This is a genomic window from Streptomyces sp. NPDC030165 (assembly GCF_055573595.1).
Genome location: NZ_JBVIBD010000035.1, coordinates 1 through 22,318 on the forward strand (window position 1 = coordinate 1; position 22,318 = coordinate 22,318).

A 22,318-nucleotide genomic window follows, 5' to 3' on the forward strand; every position below is an offset into this window, starting at 1 on the left:
CCCGCGGAGCGGGTAACATATCGCTGCGCGATATGCAAGCGAAGCGGTTCGCTGCGCTGCTCCGCACCCGCTGCGGAGCAGCGGGTGATCCCCTGCGCTGCGCTTCGGGGATCGGTGGGGCCGGCCGCTGCGCGTCCGGCGGCCGCGCGGTGCGCGGCTCGGTCGGTCGGATGTGCCTGGTGCGGCTTGTGGGGCCTCCTATGGGGTGTTGCGGAGTGCTGTGCACTCCGGGGCGGGTCCGCTGCGCTCCCCCGCTCTGACGGTCCGTTACGGCTGCGCCTTCACTTCCCGAAGACCCGCTCCGCGGGTCCGGCTGGCTGTGAGGGGTGGGGGGGCGCTCGTTCGGGTCGGGTTTCAGTATAGCGCGTGCATCAGGTTGATGCAGCATGTAGCGTTGGCGAAAACACGGGACACCCCCGGAACGGCCGGACGGGGTTCGCAATTTGATGAGTGGTTAGCGCCGGTATTTCGCTCCCCCGCTCAGGCGAGGAATTACGACTTGGGACGCTTCGAACCTCAGCCACAGAACAGTACCCCGGATATCGGAAAGACGGAGTTCCGGCATACGGAGGTACCGGAGCCGAACGGCCCCCTGGGCCGGGCGGCGGAACCGCCCACCGGCATCGGCCACGCCTCCGTGCTTTTGAGCGTCACGGTCGGTACCACCCGAGACGCAGAGCCGCTGCTGCTGTCCACGACCCGCACTTGGGCATGGTGCCGCACGCGAAGCGAGCTCAGCCACAGAGGCCGGCGCCCACGATCCGGTGGTTGCCGACGGCGACACGCCCGCCGCTGCCAGCCGTTTGCCCCGTACGCACCGTGGCGTGTCGAGCGAGGTTCGCGTGGTGGTTGAGCTCTAGTGACACATAAGAGCGTTCCGTGCCGAAACGGGCCCTGACCTGCGGCGATGTGAAAGCGTTTGTTCTGGGTCTCCAGAACAAACGCGTCCCGAGTGTTCTGGAGACCCAGAACAAACACCCCCCGTAGCTGACGTACCGTCAGGTGACTGTGAGCCACCGTTTGTTCTGCCCCTCCAGAACAAACCGGTTTACCTAGTGCTACCGTGCTTCCCGAAACATTGATCATCTCTGGAGGACTGTGCTGATGGAACAGCTGCCGATCGTCCGCCCCGGCGAGCGCGTGGTCGCGCGGTCGGACGGCAAGGGCGGCTTGATCCTGGGCGTGGAGAAGATCCAGGGCCGCGAGTTCGCCGCGAGCGCGGAGGTCAGCGGCTACGTGCTGGATGCCCGGCTGCTGCTGAACGTGCTCGGCAGCCTGAAGATGCCCGGGAGCTGGTTCCAGGTGTGGTGCCAGCTCATGGCGCTGCAGAGTGCCAACCGGGCCGACGACAAGGAGCGCGCGGCCCCCCGCGGCTTCGTGAAGACCAACCAGCGCGCCCTCCAGGCCCGGTGCAACCTCTCGGCGGCCTCCGTGAACGAGGCCAGTCAGTTCTTCGCGCACATCGGCTGGATGCGCACCGCCAAGCGCGGCATCCTCCAGCTGAACCCGTGGCTCACGGTGGCCGGCACCTCCGGCGAGCAGGAGAAGTGGCAGAAGCTCTGGAACGACGCCAAGGGCCCGGCCTGCATCATCCCGCACCCCGACTACCCCACCGAGTGGCGCCGGGCGCGGGAGGCGGAGAAGAAGGCCGCCGAGGCCGCCCGCCGCAAGGAGAAGGTCGTTACGCTGCGGCAGCGGCGGCCCGTACGCAAGGCGAGCGCATGACCTCGCGCGGCATATCCTCTTTACAGCGTCTCGACCTGATCGGAAGTGGTGAGGCTCCGTGAGCAGCTCTTACGTCCCCAGCCCTCCCACAGAGGCCCCCGTCACGATCTCCCGTGACGTCCTGCGCCTCCTGGCCCTGGTCGACGTCTCCACCGCCGGCCGCCGCGTCCTGGACCAGTTGCTGTACCTCAGCGACCCGGAGACCGGCACTGCCTCGATCAGCCAGAACGAGATGGCACGCGAACTGGGCGCGAGCAAGCCGACCGTGAACCGCGGCTTCAAGGAGCTGCGCGAGTGCGGACTCGCCTGGGCTCTGGAAGACGGCTTGTACCAGCTCCACCCGCTGCTGACCGGCGGCGCGGTCTCCTCCCCCATGGCCGTGCCCGAGATCAAGGCCGCAGACCCCGAGAGCTTCACCGAGCAACGACGGGCCCGGTTCGCCGCGCAGCTGGCCAACCTCGCCACTGCCGGCTGAACGTCCGCCAGCCCCGCCCACCGAGATCCTGGCCCCCACGGCGCTGCACCCCTGGTGCAGCGCCTTCTTCGTGCACCTGCCGGTAGCACTAGGTAAACCGGGTTGTTCTGGGAGAGCAGAACAACGCGACGCGCTCCGGAGGTGTCGTGCTGCTCTGCGAGCAGCGAGGGGTGGTAGCACCAGGTGTACCGGCTTGTTCTGGAGCAGCAGAACAAACGCGGCGGCCCGCTCGGGGCGCCGCATGCAGCAGCCGTGCATATATCTCGCGTGGAACATCGCAGATCTGCGCTGTTATGCAGCAGCCCGAGGCTCCTGCCGTTGCCGGAGCAGCAGACGCCGGCTGCAAGCAGCACCTCCTCGGGCAGCGAGCAGCTGCTGCACGACGGAGCCGGCCTGCTACCCGAGCAGCACCCATGTGCTGCTCGGGCGGGCGATGCTGCTCCGTCGGCCGGGCAGCGAGCAGCAGCAGGTGGCCTTGCACCCTTCACCACCAGGTGTAGCAGCCGGTGCAGCAATGGCTGCTACACCCGCAGGCCGGGGCGGCACAGCAGGCGTGACCGCGTAAACGCTGGCTCGTGCGAATACTGCGCTGAGGCGTCTTGCACCCCATTGGTAGGTAGTACAGGTAGTACCTATGTGCGGGTTGTAGATCCCTTCCCCTGAGAGCCGAGCTCGGGCCGGGAACGGCGGGAGGTGGCCGTGCGCGGTCTGCCGGTGGTGGCCCCTCCAGTCGACGACGCCGCACGAGAGGTAAAGGCGCTGTACGCCGCTGTGGGCGCCTGTGAGGGCCTTGATCGCACCAGGGTGGCCCGGAGGGCGTCAGGACGCCGCAGACGGCCACACAGGGCCGAGAAGGATCATGTGCGCCGGGCGGGCGGGAACGGACATCGCGGTACAGGTGGCGGCGGGTGGCGTGCGCCCGCACGGCGAGCTTCGCTCTCAGGGGGAGAGATCTCTAACCCGCAGGTAGGTACTACCTGTACTACTTACTAATGGGGTGCAAGGCCGTCTGCGGAACCGTCCACGCGCTCCACTGGCCACGGCCCCCGGAGCCATGGGCGGTGCTAAGGCGGGTGTCGAGTGAGGTCAGAGGCTCTGGGCGAGGGTCTCGCAGTACCCGAGGGCGGTCGCCGCCACCCCGAGATCATCTTCGGCTGCGGATCGCCGTACCACGCCCATGACCGCCAGCATGTTCTGCAGCGGACTGTCCTCGCCGGCGGCCTCAGCCGCTTCGGCCCGGGCGAGCAGCACGCGGTCGGCCTGGTCCAGGACGTCAGACCACGCGCCGCCGTACGCCGCCGGGTCGACGCCGGTCAGCGGTGTCAGCCACAGGTCGGCGTGCGACTGGAGCCGTCCCTCGGGTGAGCGGTAGTCGAGCACGGTGCCGCACGGCATCGCGCTGGTATCCGGGTGGTCCTCAGCGCCGGGCCACCCGTCCAGATCCACGGTGTGCACCGGGCACAGGAACGCGAGCCAGGCCGCGCCCGTCCCGGCGTCTTGTGCCGGGCCTTCGCGGAGCACAGTGGCCTTGAACGGACACTCCACCACGGTGCGGAGCCCTCCGAGATCGCGGTGGCCGGAGAGCTCCTGGACGATCGACGACACAGCCGGCTCCTTCGCGGGTCAGACCTCGAGGTATGCGACGACGACCACGGTGCGAAGCGCCGTGACCCAGTACAAGAGGCGTACGCGCTCGACTTCGTCGGCGTACTCGCGCAACTGCGGGCCGGTGGTGTCGCCGGGGATCGGTTCGCCGATGTCGGGTCGACGGAGATGACGACCAGGGCGCGGTCCAGGGCATGGATCTCCGTCTCGCTGGTGATGTTCTCCAACTGCTTGGCGGCAGATTCGGAGAACGCGATCCGGGCGCGGCGTGGACCGTGCTGCGGTGCCATCAGGCGACGGCCGGGCGCTGGCGAGCGAGGCGGGCGAGGTGGGCCTCGCGCAGCTCCTCCCACGGCGTGCAGTCCTCCACCGAGGGCAGCCCGTTGGTCGCGATGTCCTCCAGGACGGCGGCGAGCTGGTCGGCGTTCTCGCGGGTCTTGGCCGCGTACGCGCGCAGTCCGTCGGCGGCCGCGGGCTCCATCTGCTGCCGGACGGTGGAGTCGGCGGGGGCTGGCTGTTCGCTCATCGAGGGCCTCCAGGGCGCGAACGGGCGTGTGCCACCACGCTATCGGCCCTACGGCGGCCGTGGGGCCCCTCAGCTTCACTCGGGCACAGGGCTCGCGGCCGAGGCGCCTTCCACCTTGAGCTTGAGACACCAAGGTTCGCCGGCGCACTGCCCGCCGAAGCCGGGGTTGGCGCAGGTGCACTCCGGTTCGCGCTCCGTCACCTGCGTGATGCGGTAGAGCCCCGAAGTCATCTTGGCCAGGCGCAACGCCTGTACCTTCCGCGCGGCCTCTTCGATTGAGGCGGCGTGGGTGGTGTAGATCAGGGTGGTGGCGTCCGGGTGGGACGGGTCGGTGCACCGTGCCACGACCTGGTACTCGTGCTGCGTCATCGCGCCTCCCAGGGTGTTCAGGCGGGCAGGTCGGGCAGGACCTGGCCGTCGGTGATCTGGGTGCGGGCGGTCAGGGCGTGGCCGTCGCAGACCACGTAGCGGTCGCCGTTGTCGGCCTGGATGGTGTGGGTGGCCGGCTCGGTGCAGGCCGCGTCCAGCCGGTCGTACGGCCAGACGTTGAAGCAGGTGAAGTCCATGCACCAGGAGTCGAAGCCCTCGGTGGGTCGCGCGCGTGACTTGAGGGTGGCGCCGTGTTCGGGGCACACGCCCCATGGCACGGTGCAGCGGCTCGGGTCGGCGGCGGTGCTCTGCAGGGCGTGGGCGTAGAGCGCGGCGGTGGTGCTGTCGGTGGTCACCCCGGGGATTGTTCCGCACTCGCTCGCCCTCCCGTGACGGATCCGCCAAGGTCACCCGGATCGGCCTGCTGCTGCGGACTGTAGTCGGTTCGGGAGGGGTGTCACGTTGATCGGCGCGAGGCCCGAAGCCGGGGTTCAGGCCCGTGATTCCGGGCCGGACGGAGAGCGTGACACCTCAGCGTGACAGCCGGATCGGGGGCGCGTGACACCCCAGACGTGACAGCGCGACAGTCACTCTTAGTGATCGCGGGTATGGCTTCCCCCCGCTACCTCCCAGCTCACTAGCCACCCCTCAGGAACATGTCTGCCTGGGCAAACAGCCCCCCAACCCACCAGACATCACAGCCATTCCAGGCATTTCGTGCCCCAATCCCCCAGTCCTCACAGGCCTGTCCCCCAGGTACTGGGGGACAGGGGACAGCGGAGCGTGACCGGAGGTGTCGGAGCAGGCCGTGCAAATGCTGCGCTACGACCGGGCGCGGGCGAGGAACGCGGCCAGGGCGCCGGTGGCTTCGGGGTCGGTGGTGGCGAGCCGGGCCGCGAACGCCAGCTGGTCGGTGTCGGTGCCGGGGACCAGGCGGGCGAGTTCGGCGAGCAGCGCGGCGTGTGCGAGGACCGGCTGAGGCAGAAGGCCGGCGGCGGCTTCGCGGGCGGCCGGGGCGCGGTAGCGCCCGAGGTGCGCGGGCGAGCCAGGCGTCGACATCGGCCTGGACGTACCCGCCGGCTCGCCGGGTGAGCTCCTCGCGTACGGCTTCGTCCCCGTCGCGGGGCTGGGCCTGCTCCAGAGCGCCGAGCCTGCGCAGCCCTGGAGCTCGTCGGCGCGGGCCGCGATCCGGGCGGCTTCGCGCAGCTCGGCTTCCCGGGCGGCGGCGGCCGCGGCGGCGGCGAGTTCGGCCTGGACGACATCGTCGCTGTCCGGGTCGTAGACCATGCCTGGAACGGCGGCGAGCAGCTGGTCAATGCGTTGTTCCCACTCCGCCAGCTCCGCGCAGCCGCGGACGTCGTCGGCCAGCTCCTCGTGCCGCGAGTCCTGCCGGGCGTCGAACAGGGCGTCCTCGAGGGCCGCCGCGACGGCGCCGGCGTCCATGCCCTTCGCCCGGCGCCGTACGACACGGCGGCCGATGCGGGCGGGGTCGACCGGCTCCCGGGGCGCGGCGACGTGCGGAGCGTACGGACTCCGCGCTGTGCGCCGGGGCGGCCAGGGCGTGGTCATCTTCGGCCTCGTATTCGTGATGCGGATTCGGGAGCGGGCCACCGCCAGAGCGCTGGACGGCGGCCCGCTGAATACGGTTTACAGCAGGCTCTGGATTCGGCCGTATCAGAACCGGAATTCTATTGCTTTTACGTCCGTGAAATCTGCCCGCAGGCCAGCGGCGCGGGTGCCCCATTCCGTGAAATAGGACTCGGTGATGGCCTTCGCGACGATCGGATGCAGGTCCTCCTCCGTCGCACCGGCCTCCTGGAGCTGGAGGATCTGAGCGGCGTAGGTGGGGGAGATCGCCGTGGTGATGGTGCGCTCACGGCCGTCGTCCGAGCTGCCCTTGCAGGTGAATCCGAAGTGCGCCGTCACGTCCACCATCATGCCGCCGGAGGTGGCTGCCTGCTCGCGTGCCTGGGCTCTGACCTGCGGTTGCCACGCTGATTCGGTCTCCTCCACCAGTGCGGCCCGGAGGCGCTTCTGGGGTGTGGTCAGCGTCCCCGCCCGGTAGCGCTCCACCGTCCGGCGTGAGACGCCCAGGCGCTCCGCCAGGGCCTTGGTCGACCCCTTCGCCCGCGTGAGAAGGAATTTCACCTGAGCCTTTGCCGATTTCGGTGCGGGCCGGGTGAAGACCTTCCGCTCCGCCCGCGCGAGGGCGTCCAGGACCTTGCCGCGCCGCGGGGCCGGCTGCTGCTCGTGATCGCTCATACCTCCAGGAACCCATGGTTCGCCTGTGGACAAGATCCTCACGGCCACGCAGGTGAGGCCACCTTCTGGCGCGTGTGACGACGCAGCTCAGTTGGCAAATCAGCACGCTTGTTGGCAAACGTCGCCGCTGTGGGGCTGCGGTTACTCTTCGGAGCGATCACTTGTGATCGTCTGTGCTGGAACTTGCATCCGAAGTTGGATGTCCACGTCCGTTCCGATGCATGGGTCCTGGATGAACTGATGTCGCAGCGGGCCCTGGATGAGCTCCGTACGCGACTGGTGCAGGGGCCAACTGGGCGAGTCGGTGGACGGCGGCATGGCACGTGGCCACAGGGTGACGAGCACCGGCTGAGGTGGTGATCGTCTGCGGCCGGTATCCAGCATCAAGCCAAAGGGGCGTCCAATTCGCGCTCTACCGCCGCAGCGGCGCGGCCGCGTCAATGGAAGATGTCGCCGTCGCGGTCTGTCGTGCCGGGGCGGACTGCGTGCGCTGTCGTGCTGCCTACTGGGGTGGAGTGTGGGATGACGGCGGAGCCTTTGATTCGCCCGGCCCGTGAGGTGGGGCAGGTGTTGTCCGATGCCGCCGCGGCGACCGGCCCGGGCCTGCGGGAGGCGGTGAGCCGGTTGCCGGAGCGGATCCGGCGCCCGGTGGGGATGCACTTGGGGTGGTGGGATAGTTCCGGCAGGCCGCTTCAGGGGCGGGCGGGAAAGATGATGCGGCCTGCGCTTGTCCTGCTGGCGTGCGAGGCAGTCGGCGGACAGACCGCGGCGGGTGTGCCGGCGGCTGTGGCGGTGGAACTGGTGCACAACGCCTCGTTGCTGCATGACGACCTCATCGACGGGGACCGGATGCGCCGCGGAAGGCCGGCGGTGTGGTCCGAGATGGGAACCGCGGCCGCGGTCCTGGCCGGAGACGCGCTGTTCTTCCTCGCCATGCAGGTCCTCGACCAGGTCCCTCCCCCACGGGGAGCCGCCGGAGCGGGGGAACTGACTGCGGCAGTGCAGGAACTGATCGAGGGGGAGTACGCCGACGTCCAGCTGGAGAACGCGGCCGGGGCTTCTCTTGAGGAGGTCCAGGCGATGGCGGCGGGCAAGACCGGCGCCCTGATGGCCGCCGCGTGCGCGCTGGGGGCACTGGCTGGCGGTGGGGACGAACATCGGGTCACACACCTGCGGATGTTCGGGGCCCACCTGGGTGCTGCCTTCCAACTCGTCGATGACCTGCTGGCTATCTGGGGTGACCCCCGGCGCACCGGCAAACCGGTCGGCTCCGATCTGGCCGCTCGCAAGAAGTCCCTCCCCGTCGCGGCCGCGCTGGGCGCCGACGGGCCGGCCGCGCAGCGGCTGCGCGAGCTGTACGCAGGCCCAGGCCCCTTGTCGCCAGCGCAGCGGGAACTGGCGGCCTGTCTGGTGGAGCAGGCCGGGGGACGCGCCTGGGCGAAGAACGTGTGCGAACGGCACACCAGGCTGGCCCTGGAGCGCCTGCACGCCGCCGGGCCTGAACCGGCTGCCGGGGCCGAGCTCGTGGCCCTGGCCCGCCTGCTCACCGCCCGCGACCACTGACGACTCGTAGCAGACCGGCACAGGACCCACCGTGGAGGCACCGCATGACGACCACTCTCAGCAAACTCGTGAGCAACCTGCCTCCCGAGGGCCTGCGCCTGTACTGCCCGGTGCCCCTGCGGGAGCATCCGGCTGGTGGCCAGGTGCTCGATGGAGCCGGCGCCGCCTGGGCTGTCGAGCAGGGGCTGTGCGCCCCCGGCTCCCGCCTGACACGGATGAACATCGGAGCATTCATCGCCCATGGGATGCCCTTCGTCACCGAAGCGGCGGGGATCGCCATGACGTGTTACAGCTACTGGGCGTTCAAGTGGGACGACCATCTTGACACTCTCACTAGCGATCTTGCCCGGGCGGTCGCGCTGACCGGTGAGGCCAACCGGGTCCTGTACGAGCCGCCGGCTGCCCCGTTGCCGGCTGCCCCATTTCTCAGCAGCCTGCGCGCCCTGCGGAAGCAGATGGAGGAGTGCCTGGGAACTGACGGCATGGAAGCTGTCCGTTCCGAGAACACCCACTGGTTGGGAGGGCAGTTGTGGAAGGTCGCACTCCGGTCCGCCGGTACGGCCGTCCCCACGGTCGGCGAATACCTGCGCATGCGCTGGTCAAAAGCGGGCGCCAGCCCCCTGGCCGCCTACACCGCGCCGGGCGCCGGGTACCTGATGACACCAGCCGAGCTCTACGACCCGCTGGTACGGGCCTTCACCCTGGCGACGTTCTACCCCTGCCTCATCATCAACGACCTCGGCAGCCTCGCCAAGGAAGCCCAGGACGGCGATGTCAACCTCTTCTCCGCCCTCGCCGCCGAACAGTCCCTCGACACCGCCACCGCTCTGTTCAAGGCCGCCGAACTCTACGAACGCATCCTCTGCCTCATGCTCCGCCTACAGCAACGACTCCTGCAGGACCCCCGGCCCGCCGTCGCCCGCTATGCCGCCGAGCTGCCCCAGTGGATTCCCGCCACCCTCAACTTCACCACCGCCAGCGCCCGCTATCTCAACCCCGAAACCACCAGCGACAAGGACAGCCCCGCGGCGCTGCCCACCCTCACCCCCAGTCCCACTCCTCTGCTGTGGAACCCCGACGACCTCACCCCGCCCCCATACCCCGACATCGCCTGGATGTGGCGGCATCTCAACCCATGAACCCACTGGCCTGGAACTCGGTCCGCACGAATGACATCCAGCACCCGCTACGCCGTCGAACCCCTCTTGGACGAAGCCTCCCACCCCACCTTCGCCATCAGCGACACACCCCACCTCCACGACCTCCTGCCGGACTACGCCAGCACAGCCCTCGGACAGTCAGATCACAAGCCGTGATTACGGATTGCCAACTAACCTGCGTCACCCTCGCCAACTACATGGCGTCATAGCTCTCTGACCAGCGGCAGCCTGCTCCGATTCTTGCCAACAAGCCTGCATCGTCACAGCGCGAACCCGGCCAATTCGTAACTTCTGGACGGGGCCTACGGGAGAGCCTGCCGAGTGACCGGTCGCGGGTTTCGGCGCGGGCCGGGTGAAGACCTTGCGCTCCGCCCGTACGAGGGCGTCCAGGGCCTTGCCGCGCCCCCTGCGACGGGTTGACGTGACAGACCGCTCGGCTTGAGCGATGGCTCGCCGTGAGCAAGCCCGGTGCCACGCCGGGCGCGGGATGACCGGCGCGTCGCGAGGTCGTTGAGCACGACATCGCGTGCAGGAACGACCACCCCGCGGAAAACGTGAGCGGGCCCGGACCGAGTCGGTCCGGTGTGACTGAGCGCCTCAGTTGGCGAGTTGAGCGTGCGCTGGGTCAGGCGGCTACGATTCGGGCGCTCCGGCATACAGGGTGGCCAGCAGCGGTATCAGCCCTCTCACTCCCCGGTCGTGCTCGGCCCTGAGGGTCGCTCCGAACTGCGAGTAGCTGGTGACTGCCCACTTCTCGTTGTAAAGCCCACGCGGATACAGCTGCTCCATGGGCTTTCCGTAGCCGTCGAGAACGATGAATCTCACTGGGAGAGTCGGGTCGGTCTCATGCATCCATCGAGGCCAGCGCTCACTGGTCGCGGCTTCGTAGACCTGGTCAGTCTGCCAACGCGCGTCGGGGTTCTTCTTGTACCCCGGGGCGTGAGAAGGGGAGGCGAAGCGCTTGTGCTCGACCACGACCAGTTCGCGACGATCGCGCTGTTGGGCTTCGACTACGAGATCGACGCCGCTGGACGGCCAGTAGGCCGACAGGGGTCGGGCGTCGTCAGCCCGTGACGATGGATTGGGGCCATCGAGCAGAGCGCAGCACACGGATGGGGCGGACTCCGGGTCCAGCAGGCCAGCCAGGATGAGCCCGGTAAAGGGATCCTCCGTCAGGGCGTACGGATGCTCGTTGATCTTGTTTTCCCGCATCCATGTCCGATGGGCCGCATGGTCGTCGACCAACCTCTGCCTCTGGTCGGCCGTGGGCGCTGGGAAAGCCATGCGTCGGATGTTGCCAGCGCTTCGCTTGTGGGGGAAGGATTCCTCCCCTTCCCCCACAAGCGCCTGGCGGCACAATCCGCCATCTCGACTGCTAACTCGCCAACCCAAGCGCTCAGTCACATCCGGGCCCGCTCGCTGTTCGGGGCGCGGCTTCTACAGCTCGAAGTCCAGGTGGATCACGTCGTTGATCTGCACCTCCTGCAGGGAGCCGGCGCGGCTGCCGCCGTCTTGGAAGTAGACCTCCTTGAGGGCTTCGGCGGTCAGCTCGCGCAGCCGGTCGTCGTCGGCGCCCTGCTGCTGGGCGTCGAAGAGGCGGGCAGCGTGCTCGGGCGGCAGGGCGACGGTCAGGTGCCGGATACGGTCCTCGTCCGTCGTGCCGATCGGCGCCCCGGCATATCCGAGGCGGGCGTGGACGTCGATGACGATGCCGTCGGTCGTCGCCGCCTTCTGCCGGGCCTTGGCCCGGATCTGCGGCTGCCACCGGGCCTTCGTCTCGCGCTCCAGGCGCGCGGCCAGGTCCGCTCGCGGCCTTTTGATCTGGTCCTTCACGTACCGCTCGACGGTGCGCTGGGAGATCCGCAGCAGCTGGGCGACGGCCTTGGTGCCCTTGAGCTGCTTGACCAGGTACCGCATCTGCGCGCCCGCGCTCTTGGGCGCCGGACGCGTGAACGCCTTGTGCACCGCGGCGTCCAGGCCGTCCCCGAACCTGCTCATCGTGGCCCTCTCCTACTCTCCGTTGTCGACGTCGGTGACGGTGCCGTCCTTGATGTACCGGGCCAGGTTGAGCTCCGGGGCGTTGTACCGGTCGCGGGCTTCCTCTCCCCACAAGACGGTCTGGGTGCCCTCGTGCTTGACCAGGCCGGGGTTGATGCCGAGCTTGAAGCCGCCGGGCAGCGGCTTGCCGTCCCGGTAGGGCAGGAAGTCCAGCGGTGACGGTCCGTCGGCCGCGTAGACGACGCAGTCGTGGTTGACGGCGACCGGGTACTGGCCGGTGAATGCCGCGTGCTTGACGATCTTGCGGTGCAGGTTGATCCGGGTGCGGGAGATGACTGCCGCGCGGATATCGGGCCGCCAGGTCGGGCGGGACAGGGCGCGCCACGGCTCGCCGGGCCGCCAGCCCTCGCCCCGGGGGCGCTCACGCAGCTTGCCGAGGCCGCCCTTGACCGTGGCTTTGATCGCGGAGACGAGGATCGCCAGCTGCGGGTCGCGGTCCTTGTAGCCGTCCATCGCCGCGAGGAAGTCGGCCGGCGCCAGGTCGGCGTCGACACCGAGGTCGGCCATGGTGGCAAGGTAGGCGTCGCGCAGGCGGGTGTACCAGCCGTCCAGGTAGCGGCCGTTCTCGTACCGCACCCACGCCTCCAGCGGGCGTACCTCGTAACCGAGCTCCACCGCGTACGCCACGGTCGGCGTCGCGTACCAGGCCGGCCCCTCGGGCCGCCCACCCTTCGGCGTGAACGGGCTCGGCAGCAGGCTGCCATCCAGCTCCACCCACTCCTTGCCGACCTTCACCCGGGACAGGTCGACGTGGGAGAGGTCGACCAGCCACGAACCGGGCAGCTTCGGGTCGAAGGCCGGAGCCTTGACGTGCGTGGCCGCGCCCAGGCCGACGGTCAGGCCGTTCGCGCCGGCGCCGAAGGCGAGGTTCACATCCAGGCCGACCAGATGCCGCAGGGTGCACTCGGCATCCGTCAGCGTCCGCGCCCAGTCGAACGACTCCTCAAACAGCTTCTCCGCCGGGCCGCGCACGTGGAAGCGCGGCAGGTCCTTGAGGACCGGGTGCCCGTCGGGAACCTCGCACGGCGGCCAGTCCATCGGGTCGATCGGGTCCTTCCCCAGCGAGCCGGGGTTGCGCTCCGAGGTGCGCTTGCCATGTTCATCCGGCGCGGTGGCGCGGGTCGGCGGGTGCAGCGCGGTCATCAGTTCCAGGCCGGTCACGGCGGTGGAGCCGCGCGGCGTCATCACCCTCGATGCGTACACGCCCAGGACGCGGGCGAGGTCGGCCGGTGCCAGCTGCCCGGCCGCGCCCCAGTGGCGGGTGTCCAGCGCGTTCCACGACGGGATGCACAGCTGTACGCAGGCCCGCTCCGAGCCCTGCGCGGGGCGGTAGATCCGTGCCCACGGCCCGAATCCGCGCTTGGTCAGCTGCCACTGCGCGCGGGTCAGCTGCTTGATGACCTTGTGGCCCTCCAGGATGCGCCCGGCGACCCGCTCCTCCTCCGTCAGGGTGGCCGGGAGGCCGTAGCGCTCCAGCGCGGCCTCGGTGAGCACGAGCAGCGGATCGGCGTCCTTGCCGGGGCCGGAGAGCTTCGGCTGCCCGAGCTTGGCCTCCTTGAGCGTCCAGTCCACCAGGGACGGCAGGGACTTGGCGGGCACGTCCAGGACCAGGCCGCCGGTGCAGTACGCCAGCATCTGCCCGTCCTCGACGTCGACAACGGCCAGCGGCCCGTTCTCGAACCGCGGGTCGGTGCCGCCCGCCGGGGTTCCGGCCGGGGCCGCCTTCCGCGCGCTCGGACGGCGCGACGTCGACGCCAGCCTGGTGGTGCGCGCCGGCGCGGCCGCCGGAGCGGAGGTGACGGGAGCAGGGGCCTGGGTGCTCTCGTGATCAGTCATGGCCGCAGCCTCGGGCGCCGGGGCTGTGGACAGAGTCCCGGCTTCCGCCGGGTCGGATGTGCCGGTGAACGTGGCGGGCACCGGGGCGGACTGCTCCTGCGGTGCGGGGTAGAGCTCCGCGAGCTGCTTGAGCAGCCGTGCGTACGCCTCGCGTTCCGGGCCGCGCGGCTCGGTCGGCTTCTTCGCCGACTCCCAGGCGGACACCGTGGCCCGGCGCACCTTCAGCGCGCCAGCCACATCGTCCAGCGTCAGGCCGTGCGCCTGGCGCAGCCGCTTGCGCTCTTCCGCCGACGGCAGCGGAGAGCGGGATGCGACCAGCGCATCGACCGCATCAAACAACTCGGACATGAAACACCTCCTGGCCCACACTCTATCCCACAAACCGCACTGATGGCGTTCGTTTACCGTACGAACCGCGTACGAATTGCGTACGGACCCTCTTTCGGAGGCAGCGGTGAGCGGGAGTCGTGAGCTGACCGAAGTGCCCCTACGCCAAGCCCGTCTTACGCTGAAAAGCCCAGGAAAGGGCAGGTCAGCTATGCCGCACTCGCTCTGGCAGGGGGCTCTGAGCTTCGGGCTGGTCACCGTGCCGATCTCCCTGCACGCCGCCACCGACAGCGGGCCGTCCGTCTCCTTCGTCCGCGTGCACAAGAACGACAACGGACGCGTACGCAACCAGGCCGTGTGCTCTTTGGAAGATGACGCCGAGGTGCCGGCCGAGGAGATCGGCCGCGGCTACGTGACCGGCGATCGCGTCGTTCCGCTCACCGACGACGACCTGGCCCAGCTGCCGCTGCCGACCGCCAAGACCCTCACGATCCTCGCCTTCGTGCCGGCCGGCGACGTCGACCCGCTGCAGATCGAGCGCGGCTACTACGTCGCCCCCACCGGCCCGGCTGCCAACAAGCCGTACGTCCTGCTGCGCGACGCCATGGAGGACCACGGCTCGGTCGCCATCGGCAAGATCGCCCTGCGCAGCAAGGAGACCCTCGCGCTGGTACGGCCGATGGGCGATGTGCTGGTGCTGCACTCGCTGCGCTGGCCCGACCAGATCCGCACCCCCGCCGACGTGGTCCCCGACCGCCCGGTCGACATCAGCGACGACGAGCTCGCCGCGGCCGAGGAGCTCATGGACAGCTACGGCCCTCTGGACGAGGAGGACCTGCGCGACCACTACCGCGAGCAGGTCGAGGAGATCGTGACGGCCAAGCTGGAAGACCGCGACGTCGCAGCCCCCGGCGAGGCTCCCCAGCCGCGCGGGCAGGTCCTGGACCTAATGGCCGCGCTGGAGGACAGCGTCCGCGCTGCCAGGAGCGCCCGCGGCGAAGACGCCGGTGGTACGGAGGCGTCGGTGACGCCGCTGCGGGCCATCGAGGACAAGGTCGCCGGAACCGCCAAGCGCTCCCCCACTCGCAAGAGCGCCCGTACGCCGAAGGAGGCCGGCGGCAAGAAGACCACCGCCAAGGCACCAGCGAAGAAGAGCGCGGCGAAGAAGAAGGCAACCGGCCGCCGCCAAGCCGGCTGACTGCCACGCCCAGGCTGGATCCGCCAGTCCCGATGAGGAATGCAGATGATTCGGGGAACAGTGCCCCTCTCGAGATGGCGGTCGGCACACTAGCCCGGTGACTTCCTGGCTGCGCCGCCGCTGGTTCGAACTCTGGTCCCGCCTGCACCGCGACATCGACAGCACCGATCCCACCGCGAAACGGACCGCCCGCGCCATCTGGGCACTGCTGACCGGGGCAGCCTGCCTGGTGCTGGGCCGCGCAGCCACCTGGGCCTCCCGGGCCGCGGGCGTCTCCCCGACCCTGACCCTGTGGCTTGCCGTGTGGCTCCTGGTTTCTGCGGTCGCCGTCGCGCTGATCGCGGTCGGTGCCGGACCGGGCCGCACGCGTCGGCCGGCCACGATCGCGCTCGTTCTCGTGACCGGCGTCGTCCTGCTGACGGCGCTGTCCTGGCCGTCCTGATGCCGGCCCCGTGCAGCAGAGTCTGCCCGGTCAGGCAGGGGGCGCCGCCCGGTGCCGCCGCCGCTGCCGTTCAGCGGGATCATCTGTTGTCAGCGGTCAGCGTGTGCCTGGCTGGCGATGTTCCCGCTGGACGTGCGGCACAGCTCCCCGACTGCCGCCTTGCAGTAGGCACAGGGCGCTGCGCTGGCTGTCTCGGTGTGCAGCCACAGAGTTTCCCGGGCGCTATGCAGGTTGGGTTGCTGTTCACCGTTCTTCCGCACGCAGTTCCTGCCGGGCTGGGCGTTACAGTACGGACACGTGGTCTTGAGGATCCCCTCGCGCCGTTCCGCGGCTGTCTTGCGGGCCTCTTGCTCACGGACAGCCTGTAGCCTCAGCTCCTCCTCCTCGTCGGCGCGGATCGCCGCCATGTACTCCTCGTATGACTCGGGGTGGTGTTTGCAAGGGCCGTTACGGAGGTCCGATCGGCACCAGCCGCCGCTCTTTCGCGGTACAGCACAGTGGCAGGGAAGCGGCGTGTCGCAGTGGTGCGGGCAGGGCCCGTAGCGCCGCGTGTTGTGGCGGCAGGGCCGATGGGTAGTGCGACCCAGTTCTCCGCACACGTCGTCGGAGCAGGCGCTCTCGCCGGCCTGGGCGAAGATCTCGGCGTACTCCGGCCAGTCAGGGTCCTGCGCCCGATCCCGCCACCACTGGGGCGAGGCCGCGATGGTCACCAGGCCTGTCTCATCGGTACGCAACAGGGCCTTGGTCATCGTCTTGGTCATGAGGTCTCCGTGCTCCATCCCGGGAGTTCTCCAACGTTGTCGGCTGTCGGCAGGGTGTCGTATCGGCGCCCTGCTTGGCGCTCTTCGGGCCATGGCGCTCGGGCGAGGTCGCGGTGGTAGTGCCGGAGCCCGGCGTCTTGCCGGGCGGCGTGCATCCGGGCGGCCGGGTCGCTGTCCCCAGGGAGGCGAGCGAGCCGTGCGTTCTTCTGTGGGGCGTGACAGTCAGTGAACGGTTGAGCGCTGCAGACGGGGCAACGGTGGGCGAGCGCGTAGTCGTACAACGAGGGCCACACAGTGGAACAAGCACCGGTGGGTTGGGATTCGGGCATGTTTCTGTTCTCCTTCTCGTCTGACGATTGCTGTCCGCGAGATCAAGCCACTCCGCTGGATGCCTACAGACATGACAGGACTTTGACCTTGAGGGCATCGGAAGGTCCGCGCGTTCAACGAGATGTCCGGCCCAGGGGTGTGCGTTATGCCGCTGACCGGCTGACGCCATCTCCGTGCGGTGGGCAGGCCGTCAACCTGCAGTGACGCACGATGCGGTGAGGTCTCTGCCATGCGCGCGCAGTCATGCGGAAGGCGTGGTCGTCAGTCGAGGTTGGCGTCGAGCTGCTGGAGGAAGTTGGCCGCAGCGGCAGTGCGGGCGTCGGCTTTGGTGGTGGAGCGTCCCTGAGCGGTGAATGCGCGATCAGCCGGGCATCGGGGAACGGCGATCGCCCGCGCGCGGAGCCCGGGGCCGCCATGCCAGTCGCTCGGCTTCCCGACGCACGGAGACGTCTCCAGCAGCCGCGCGATCTGCTCAACGGGTAGTGCGGAGGTGGCCGCGGCGGCGCGAGACCAAGGCGCGCCATCGGGCGCGGACGGCGGTTTCGCCGTCGAGCCAGCGGATGGCGGGGGCGGTGGGTCGGGGGAGGCCGCCCATGCCTGTGACAATGTGGACGTAGTAGCCGAAATCACCGTTCGAGGTGGCTTCGCGGAGCCGGTCGAGGGTGGCGGCCAGGTCGTCGTTGGCGTCGCGTACGGCGTGGTGGAAGGCGAGGGCGGTCTCCAGCAGTGGGAGGATCCAGGGCAGGCCGGCGGTGGTGGCCTCGGTGCGCAGCACGGTGGCGCGGTTGGCTACGTCGCGGTCGGTTCCGGCGTCGCGCACGAGGGCAGCGACGCGCGCGTAAAGGACGGTGGCACGCTGGTCGAGCTGGTCGAGGAGCTGGTGGGCGAGGGTGAGTTCGTCGTCGGCGCGCACCGGGTCGGCGAAGGCGGTGACCAGGGCGAGGAGGGACTGGGCGATGGCCCGCTCGCCCGGTGCGTCGTGTTCTTCGGCTTCGGTGCGGGCGGCTTCGAAGGCGGTGATCGCGCGGTCGATGTCGCCGTGGGGGAAGTGGATGTGAGCCAGGACGCGGTGATGGCGGCCTTCCCAGCCCAGGGAGGGGACAGCGGCCAGAGCGGTGGGGAAGTCGCCGCGGATGCGCGCAAGGTTGGCCAGGCCGCGGCGGGCGCGCGGGGCGAGCCGGCCGCCGGCGTCGGCGACGTAGCGCATGCCGGTCAGGGCGTCGTCGGTGCGGCCGAGATCCTTATGCGCCTTGGCCCGGTAATACGTGGCCAGTTCGGTGAGTTCGCCGGGCAGCAAGCCGGTTTCCAGGATGGCGGTCAGGCGCTCGGCGGTGCGGGCGCGGTGCTCGTGCTGGCGGCGTGCGATGGCGGTCAGCACTTCGGCCAGCGCGTCGGCGGGCGTGTCCACCGAGGCCTCGTCGGGGGCCGGGGCGGCGGTGGGCGGGGCGAGGGGCTCCCACACGGAGTCGTCGGTGTAGGCGAAGGCGGCGTCGGTGAGCCAGGTCAGGTCGCCCAGGTGGTGGTCGCGGGCCAGGCGCAGGCCCTGGCGCAGGCAGGCGACCAGCAGGGTCCGGCCGGGGATACGGGCATGGGCGTCTCGCCACTGCCGGCCGAGCGCGTCCAGGGCGCGCTCGGCGGCCCGGTGCCAGTCGGTCGGCGTCCAGCCGTCCTCGGTGTGGGGGTCGGTGGCGCGCAGGGCGGTGCGGATGGCGCCGTGCAGGTGGTAGGGCCAGATCGCGTACGCGTCTTCGGTGACCATGGGCCGCTCGGTGAGCCGGCGGGCCGCGGCCTGGTGGGCCAGGCCCGCGGCGCGGGTGGCCAGGTCCAGGTCGAAGGCGTCCAGCAAGCTGGCGCTGCGCAGGACATGGCGCTCGTCGGCGCTCAGGTCGGACAGGGTCCGGGCGATCAGGGCGGGGAAAGTGTGGTCAAAGTCGGCAGGGGTCGGGGTGCGGCCGGTGCGGCGGATCTCCAGGAAGCGGGCGACGGCCAGGTCCAGGTGCAGCGGCAGACCGTGCGAGCGCTGGGTGACGACGGTCCGGATGTCCGCGCCGATCAGCGGCCGGCCGTCGTCGTGGGTGAGGCGACCGGCGAGGTAGGTGTCGCAGTCCTGCGGCGAGAAATCACCGATCAGGTGCTGGCGGGCGCCGCCCTGCCCGGCGGCCCGGGCCGGTTGTCCGGGCTGGGGGGCCAGGCCGGGCCAGGCGTGGGGGCCGGTGTAGTCGAGCTGGCCCTGGAGGGCGTCGTCGGCCCACCGCAGGCGGTTGCGGCCGCTGATGATGAACAGAGCGTTCGGCATGAGCCATACCAGGCGCTGTAGGAGCCGCTCGGTGTCGCGGTGGCGGTCTTCGGTGTCCTCGAAGGTGTCGAGCAGGATGACCGGGGTCACCTGCTTCTTCGCGGGCAGGCGGCTGATCTCCCATGCCAGTAGGTGCGGGTAGAAGGAGAGAGCCTCCAGGTCGGGATCGGCCTCCAGCAAGGCTGCGGTACGAGTGCAGCCGGCCAGGGCCCGTGCCCGGTCCCGGCGCTCGCGCAGGGCTTTGACGAGGGCGGTGGTGACCTGTCCGGCCGCCGACCCGACCAGGCCGGGCAGTTGCAGGGCGCCGATGGCTTCGCTGACCGCGGCCTGCATCTGCTGCGGCAGCAGCTGCCCGAATCGCCCGGCCAGGCCGGTGCGCCGTACGTACTCCTCCAGCGGTTCGCCGGGGTGCTGGGCGTCCCAGTAGCGGCGCAGCGCCAGGTCGAAGCTGGGCAGCGGCCGGCCGACGGCGGCGGCCAGCGCGAGCCGGACGGTCAGGACGACGTTTTCGAAGACCGACCCGGTCGCGGTCCGGCTGCGCGCGAGGTCGATCCGGATGGGCAGGATCTTCTCCCCCGCCCACGCCGGGGCGCCCCACTGCTGGGGGCGTTGCTCGGCTTCGGTGAGGGAGGCTTCGAGCTTGCGCAGCAGGGTGGATTTGCCGATGCCCCCCACCCCGTAGAACACCACCAGGTTGTTGCGGGGGGCCTCGAGGTCCTCGACGTCGAAGGCCGGGGCGGCGAGGTGGCGCAGGTGCTCCTCGATGGCGGTGGCCGCCAGGGTCCACTGGGCCTGGCGGTTGGTGAACGTCTCGCGGTCGCCTACGGGGTCGTTCGAGCTGAACAGCGCACGAAGGTCGGCCATGTCGTGTCCCCCCAAAGATGATCACCTGCAGATTCAATCTATGCCGCGCAAGGTGCCCGGTGACAGTCCGGGCGGGGATGCGGGCCGAAGTGGTGTCGGTGAGGGACTGGTTCTGGCCCACGACCGGTAGGGATAGAGGCGGACGAGCACCTGTGCGGCTGGCGACCGGTACGGGACGGCGGCCCTGCGCCAGGCGCCGGCCGCGCTGGCGGGTCCGGCAGAAGGAAACATCCGGGCCCCCGGCCGGGCTGCGCGCTGTTCAGCAGGTGGCGTGGCTTGATGGGGTGCTCTGGTGTGCTGAGAATGAGTCCCCTTGTCTTCGTCTTCTTGGTGGCTGCCGTGCACGACTCCGCGACCCCTGGCCCCAACCCGCACAATGCCCAGGATCCAGCCGGGGCCGGGCCGCCGGACGGCGCCGACTATGGGGTGGCCGAGGAGGTCGTGGGGCAGGTGATCTCCTGGTACAGCCAGCGGATCCGGGCGGAACGCCGTGCCGGGGCGCCCCCGCAGCGCCTTGAGGATCTGGTCGCCCGGCGGCAGGCGTGCGTGGAGGACCGCCACCGCCTGGAGGAGGCCGGCCCCGAGGAGGTGGCGCGGATCACCGCGCTCTACGCGGCCCGGCTCAAGGAGCTGGAGGCCCCCGGGCCGCAGTAGCCGTCAAGGGGCTCGGTGCGGGGCAGGGGCAGGGCGGCCACGGCGCCGGGCCCGGGCAGCTGGTGCGGCTGCAGGTGCGGTGGCATCAGCGGCCGTGCCCGGTGGGCGATGTGGCGCAGCGCGTCGCGGTAGTGCGGCATCGCCGAGCGCAGCCAGCGGTGCGTGGCCCAAAACCGTGCGGCCTCGGCGGCGGTGTAGGGGCGGGACTGCTCGAGGAGCAGGGCAGCGGCGGCGCCGGCCGGGCGCGTCCAGCGGCCCGTACGGGAGCGTTGGTTGCGGTAGACGACGCTGGCATCCCGCCGCAGCACGGTGACCGCGTCGGCCACCTGCGTGGTCTCGGCGGCGGCGACCGCGTCGGCGAGGGCGGCGAAGTGGGTGTCGTGCCCGTCGGTGGTGGTGAACCGGGCGGGCCCGCCGTACCGGCTGACCTGCGCGTAGCGGGCGGCGGTGCCCTGGAGGGAGTCGGCCGCGCGCACGGCCAGCACGACGAGTTCGACCCGGTAGCCCGCCTGCCGGTAGAGATCCGCGGCATTGACGAAGGCGGCGGCGCTGGCAGGGGTGATCTCAACGACCGCGTCGCTGCTCCGCTGGCGTACGTACGCCTCGGCCATCGCCTGCCAGGCCCGGTAGTCGGCGCGGATGCGGGCGCCGGCCGTACGCGGTTCCTCGCGCAGCAGTTGGAGGTAGTCGGGGTGGGCGGTCTTGAAGTCGTCGCCGCTGATGCGCACCGGACGGCCCCGCAGGGTGCGCCGGATCATGGGGGTCATCGCGGTCTTGCCCGCGCCGGGCTGGCCCATGACGTATACGACGATGGGCCGCTCCTGCCCGGTGCTGCGTGCCAGGAGGTCCGGCACGATCAGCTCGTCGAAGATGAAGCGGTGTTCCTCGGCGGAGAGCCGGTGGTAGTCGACCCCGGGCGCCTCCCGCCGGGGCTGGGCGATGCGCCGGACGGGTTCGGCGAGCGCCGCGGCGCGCTCGGCGTCGCGGCGCACGGCCAGGGCCCAGTCCTGCGGCAGCCGCGGATCGTGGGCGCGCCGGTCGGCGTCGGCGAGCTGGCGGCGGAACGCTCCGGTCTCCTTCGCGCTCCACTGGCGCGAGCGCTCGGCCAGCAGCGCCTCGCGCGCGCCCGGCGGGCGGGCCCACCGTCCGTCCGTGAGGTCGTTGGCGTACAGCACCTGGGCGCCGCGCCGCACGATGACGACCCGGTCGGCCAGGTGCTCCGCCTCGATGGCAGCCAGGGTGGCGGGCAGCGCGGCTGCGCAGGCGTCGTGGTTGCCGGAGGACACGTACCGGGCCCGGGACTCCTCAGCCAGCCGCAGGTACCGGTCCAGCACGCCGAGCTGGCTGACCGCCTCGGGCACGGCCAGGGCCACGACCTCGATCCGGTACCCGGCCTGGCGGTAGGCGGCCGCCGTGGCCCGCCACCGGGCCGGGTCGGCCAGGGCCTCCTCCGCGACCACGTCGTAGCGGTGCGCCCGGGCGTGGGCCTCCACCGCGGCCTGCCAGGCATAGGTCTCGGGCCGCACCCGCACCCCGGCCGTGCGCACATCCTGCGCCAGGAAGGCGGGGTAGTGCGGGTGGGCGGCCTTGTACGCGTCGCGGTCCACCCGCACCGCGCCGCCCCGCCGCGCCAGCGCCGCATGCACCAGGTCGACCACGAGCGTCTTGCCGCTGCCGGCCTGCCCCGCGACGAACACCACCACCGGATGCTGCTGTCCGACCGCGCCGCGCACGGCGCCGGGGAGCACCGTCGCCGTCAGGACCGCCTGGGACCAGTCGTCGGCCGGATCCGCGGCCGGTGCCGGCGGCGTGGGCTGGGACGGCGAACTCACGTACTCCTCCACGAACGGGTCACGGTGCGGGACAC

20 protein-coding genes and 1 pseudogene are annotated in these 22,318 nt (G+C 70.5%); 8 read left to right on the forward strand and 13 right to left on the reverse strand.

Annotated elements, in window-relative coordinates:
• The first annotated feature begins 1,104 nt into the window (after positions 1-1,104).
• On the forward strand, positions 1,105-1,725 hold the full coding sequence (locus ACZ4Z1_RS38615) for a hypothetical protein (RefSeq protein WP_467763865.1): 621 nt from the start codon (positions 1,105-1,107) through the stop codon (positions 1,723-1,725).
• 58 nt (positions 1,726-1,783) lie between these two features.
• Entirely contained in the window at positions 1,784-2,200 is a 417-nt protein-coding gene (locus ACZ4Z1_RS38620) for a helix-turn-helix domain-containing protein (protein WP_468491366.1), read from the forward strand.
• A 1,086-nt stretch (positions 2,201-3,286) separates the two neighbouring features.
• Here ACZ4Z1_RS38620 and ACZ4Z1_RS38625 read toward each other — a convergent pair.
• The 7 genes and pseudogenes from ACZ4Z1_RS38625 to tpg (ACZ4Z1_RS38655) form a co-directional block, all read right to left on the reverse strand.
• A complete protein-coding gene (locus tag ACZ4Z1_RS38625; RefSeq protein WP_468491367.1) occupies positions 3,287-3,805 on the reverse strand; it encodes a hypothetical protein in 519 nt (172 codons plus the stop codon).
• An 18-nt stretch (positions 3,806-3,823) separates the two neighbouring features.
• Positions 3,824-4,095 (reverse strand): annotated as a pseudogene (locus ACZ4Z1_RS38630) (hypothetical protein).
• Positions 4,095-4,331, reverse strand: coding sequence for a hypothetical protein (locus tag ACZ4Z1_RS38635; RefSeq protein ID WP_468491368.1), 237 nt, complete (start codon positions 4,329-4,331; stop codon positions 4,095-4,097). Before ACZ4Z1_RS38635 ends, ACZ4Z1_RS38630 begins: the two are co-directional and overlap by 1 nt.
• A 75-nt stretch (positions 4,332-4,406) precedes the next feature.
• The gene (locus tag ACZ4Z1_RS38640; protein ID WP_468491369.1) at positions 4,407-4,700 is read right to left on the reverse strand and encodes a hypothetical protein; all 294 of its coding nucleotides are present in this window, start codon (positions 4,698-4,700) and stop codon (positions 4,407-4,409) included.
• Positions 4,701-4,717: 17 nt separating this feature from the next.
• Positions 4,718-5,056: a hypothetical protein gene (locus ACZ4Z1_RS38645; protein WP_468491370.1), complete on the reverse strand. Its 339-nt coding sequence runs from the start codon at positions 5,054-5,056 to the stop codon at positions 4,718-4,720.
• A gap of 466 nt (positions 5,057-5,522) precedes the next feature.
• The gene (locus tag ACZ4Z1_RS38650) at positions 5,523-6,269 is read right to left on the reverse strand and encodes a hypothetical protein (RefSeq protein ID WP_468491371.1); all 747 of its coding nucleotides are present in this window, start codon (positions 6,267-6,269) and stop codon (positions 5,523-5,525) included.
• A 105-nt stretch (positions 6,270-6,374) separates the two neighbouring features.
• Entirely contained in the window at positions 6,375-6,962 is a 588-nt protein-coding gene (gene tpg, locus ACZ4Z1_RS38655; RefSeq protein ID WP_468491372.1) for a telomere-protecting terminal protein Tpg, read from the reverse strand.
• A 522-nt stretch (positions 6,963-7,484) separates the two neighbouring features.
• On the opposite strand from tpg (ACZ4Z1_RS38655), the gene ACZ4Z1_RS38660 reads away from it, so the two are divergent.
• The 3 genes from ACZ4Z1_RS38660 to ACZ4Z1_RS38670 are packed head-to-tail and all read left to right on the forward strand — an operon-like array spanning position 7,485 to position 9,841.
• On the forward strand, positions 7,485-8,525 hold the full coding sequence (locus tag ACZ4Z1_RS38660) for a polyprenyl synthetase family protein (RefSeq protein WP_468491373.1): 1,041 nt from the start codon (positions 7,485-7,487) through the stop codon (positions 8,523-8,525).
• A gap of 44 nt (positions 8,526-8,569) precedes the next feature.
• Positions 8,570-9,664, forward strand: a complete 1,095-nt coding sequence (locus ACZ4Z1_RS38665) for a terpene synthase family protein (protein ID WP_468491374.1) — start codon at positions 8,570-8,572, stop codon at positions 9,662-9,664.
• Positions 9,665-9,694: 30 nt separating this feature from the next.
• Positions 9,695-9,841 carry a hypothetical protein gene (locus tag ACZ4Z1_RS38670; RefSeq protein WP_468491375.1) on the forward strand — a complete coding sequence of 49 codons (147 nt, stop codon included), beginning with the start codon at positions 9,695-9,697 and terminating at the stop codon, positions 9,839-9,841.
• Between the two features lie 477 nt (positions 9,842-10,318).
• On the opposite strand, the gene ACZ4Z1_RS38675 is transcribed toward ACZ4Z1_RS38670, so the two are convergent.
• From ACZ4Z1_RS38675 to tap, 3 genes are all read right to left on the reverse strand, one after another.
• Positions 10,319-10,897, reverse strand: coding sequence for a hypothetical protein (locus ACZ4Z1_RS38675; RefSeq protein ID WP_468491376.1), 579 nt, complete (start codon positions 10,895-10,897; stop codon positions 10,319-10,321).
• Between the two features lie 225 nt (positions 10,898-11,122).
• Positions 11,123-11,683 (reverse strand): telomere-protecting terminal protein Tpg, encoded by a 561-nt coding sequence (tpg, locus tag ACZ4Z1_RS38680; protein WP_468491377.1) that lies wholly within the window; start codon positions 11,681-11,683, stop codon positions 11,123-11,125.
• Positions 11,684-11,695: 12 nt separating this feature from the next.
• Positions 11,696-13,927, reverse strand: coding sequence for a telomere-associated protein Tap (gene tap / locus ACZ4Z1_RS38685; RefSeq protein WP_468491378.1), 2,232 nt, complete (start codon positions 13,925-13,927; stop codon positions 11,696-11,698).
• 190 nt (positions 13,928-14,117) lie between these two features.
• On the opposite strand from tap, the gene ku reads away from it, so the two are divergent.
• Both ku and ACZ4Z1_RS38695 read left to right on the forward strand, forming a co-directional pair.
• Positions 14,118-15,104, forward strand: coding sequence for a non-homologous end joining protein Ku (gene ku, locus ACZ4Z1_RS38690; RefSeq protein WP_468491379.1), 987 nt, complete (start codon positions 14,118-14,120; stop codon positions 15,102-15,104).
• A 97-nt stretch (positions 15,105-15,201) separates the two neighbouring features.
• Positions 15,202-15,546: a hypothetical protein gene (locus ACZ4Z1_RS38695; protein ID WP_468491380.1), complete on the forward strand. Its 345-nt coding sequence runs from the start codon at positions 15,202-15,204 to the stop codon at positions 15,544-15,546.
• Between the two features lie 89 nt (positions 15,547-15,635).
• Here the strand turns inward: ACZ4Z1_RS38695 and ACZ4Z1_RS38700 are convergent, their stop codons facing one another.
• Positions 15,636-16,307, reverse strand: coding sequence for a zinc finger domain-containing protein (locus ACZ4Z1_RS38700; protein WP_468491381.1), 672 nt, complete (start codon positions 16,305-16,307; stop codon positions 15,636-15,638).
• 802 nt (positions 16,308-17,109) lie between these two features.
• The gene (locus ACZ4Z1_RS38705; protein ID WP_468491382.1) at positions 17,110-19,797 is read right to left on the reverse strand and encodes an ATP/GTP-binding protein; all 2,688 of its coding nucleotides are present in this window, start codon (positions 19,795-19,797) and stop codon (positions 17,110-17,112) included.
• 303 nt (positions 19,798-20,100) lie between these two features.
• On the opposite strand from ACZ4Z1_RS38705, the gene ACZ4Z1_RS38710 reads away from it, so the two are divergent.
• Positions 20,101-20,451 carry a hypothetical protein gene (locus tag ACZ4Z1_RS38710; protein WP_468491383.1) on the forward strand — a complete coding sequence of 117 codons (351 nt, stop codon included), beginning with the start codon at positions 20,101-20,103 and terminating at the stop codon, positions 20,449-20,451.
• On the opposite strand, the gene ACZ4Z1_RS38715 is transcribed toward ACZ4Z1_RS38710, so the two are convergent.
• Positions 20,406-22,283, reverse strand: a complete 1,878-nt coding sequence (locus ACZ4Z1_RS38715; RefSeq protein ID WP_468491384.1) for a zeta toxin family protein — start codon at positions 22,281-22,283, stop codon at positions 20,406-20,408. The genes ACZ4Z1_RS38710 and ACZ4Z1_RS38715 overlap by 46 nt on opposite strands.
• Between the last annotated feature and the right edge of the window lie 35 nt (positions 22,284-22,318).

What these genes read in the sequence shown, in the direction of transcription:
- ACZ4Z1_RS38615 (WP_467763865.1), top strand. Translation starts at nt 1,105, where the DNA reads ATGGAACAGCTGCCGATCGTCCGCCCCGGCGAGCGCGTGGTCGCGCGG.
- ACZ4Z1_RS38635 (WP_468491368.1), bottom strand. Translation starts at nt 4,331, where the DNA reads ATGAGCGAACAGCCAGCCCCCGCCGACTCCACCGTCCGGCAGCAGATG.
- ACZ4Z1_RS38640 (WP_468491369.1), bottom strand. Translation starts at nt 4,700, where the DNA reads ATGACGCAGCACGAGTACCAGGTCGTGGCACGGTGCACCGACCCGTCC.
- ACZ4Z1_RS38650 (WP_468491371.1), bottom strand. Translation starts at nt 6,269, where the DNA reads ATGACCACGCCCTGGCCGCCCCGGCGCACAGCGCGGAGTCCGTACGCT.
- tpg (WP_468491372.1), bottom strand. Translation starts at nt 6,962, where the DNA reads ATGAGCGATCACGAGCAGCAGCCGGCCCCGCGGCGCGGCAAGGTCCTG.
- ACZ4Z1_RS38660 (WP_468491373.1), top strand. Translation starts at nt 7,485, where the DNA reads ATGACGGCGGAGCCTTTGATTCGCCCGGCCCGTGAGGTGGGGCAGGTG.
- ACZ4Z1_RS38665 (WP_468491374.1), top strand. Translation starts at nt 8,570, where the DNA reads ATGACGACCACTCTCAGCAAACTCGTGAGCAACCTGCCTCCCGAGGGC.
- ACZ4Z1_RS38670 (WP_468491375.1), top strand. Translation starts at nt 9,695, where the DNA reads ATGACATCCAGCACCCGCTACGCCGTCGAACCCCTCTTGGACGAAGCC.
- ACZ4Z1_RS38675 (WP_468491376.1), bottom strand. Translation starts at nt 10,897, where the DNA reads ATGCGGGAAAACAAGATCAACGAGCATCCGTACGCCCTGACGGAGGAT.
- tpg (WP_468491377.1), bottom strand. Translation starts at nt 11,683, where the DNA reads ATGAGCAGGTTCGGGGACGGCCTGGACGCCGCGGTGCACAAGGCGTTC.
- tap (WP_468491378.1), bottom strand. Translation starts at nt 13,927, where the DNA reads ATGTCCGAGTTGTTTGATGCGGTCGATGCGCTGGTCGCATCCCGCTCT.
- ku (WP_468491379.1), top strand. Translation starts at nt 14,118, where the DNA reads ATGCCGCACTCGCTCTGGCAGGGGGCTCTGAGCTTCGGGCTGGTCACC.
- ACZ4Z1_RS38700 (WP_468491381.1), bottom strand. Translation starts at nt 16,307, where the DNA reads ATGACCAAGACGATGACCAAGGCCCTGTTGCGTACCGATGAGACAGGC.
- ACZ4Z1_RS38705 (WP_468491382.1), bottom strand. Translation starts at nt 19,797, where the DNA reads ATGGCCGACCTTCGTGCGCTGTTCAGCTCGAACGACCCCGTAGGCGAC.
- ACZ4Z1_RS38710 (WP_468491383.1), top strand. Translation starts at nt 20,101, where the DNA reads ATGAGTCCCCTTGTCTTCGTCTTCTTGGTGGCTGCCGTGCACGACTCC.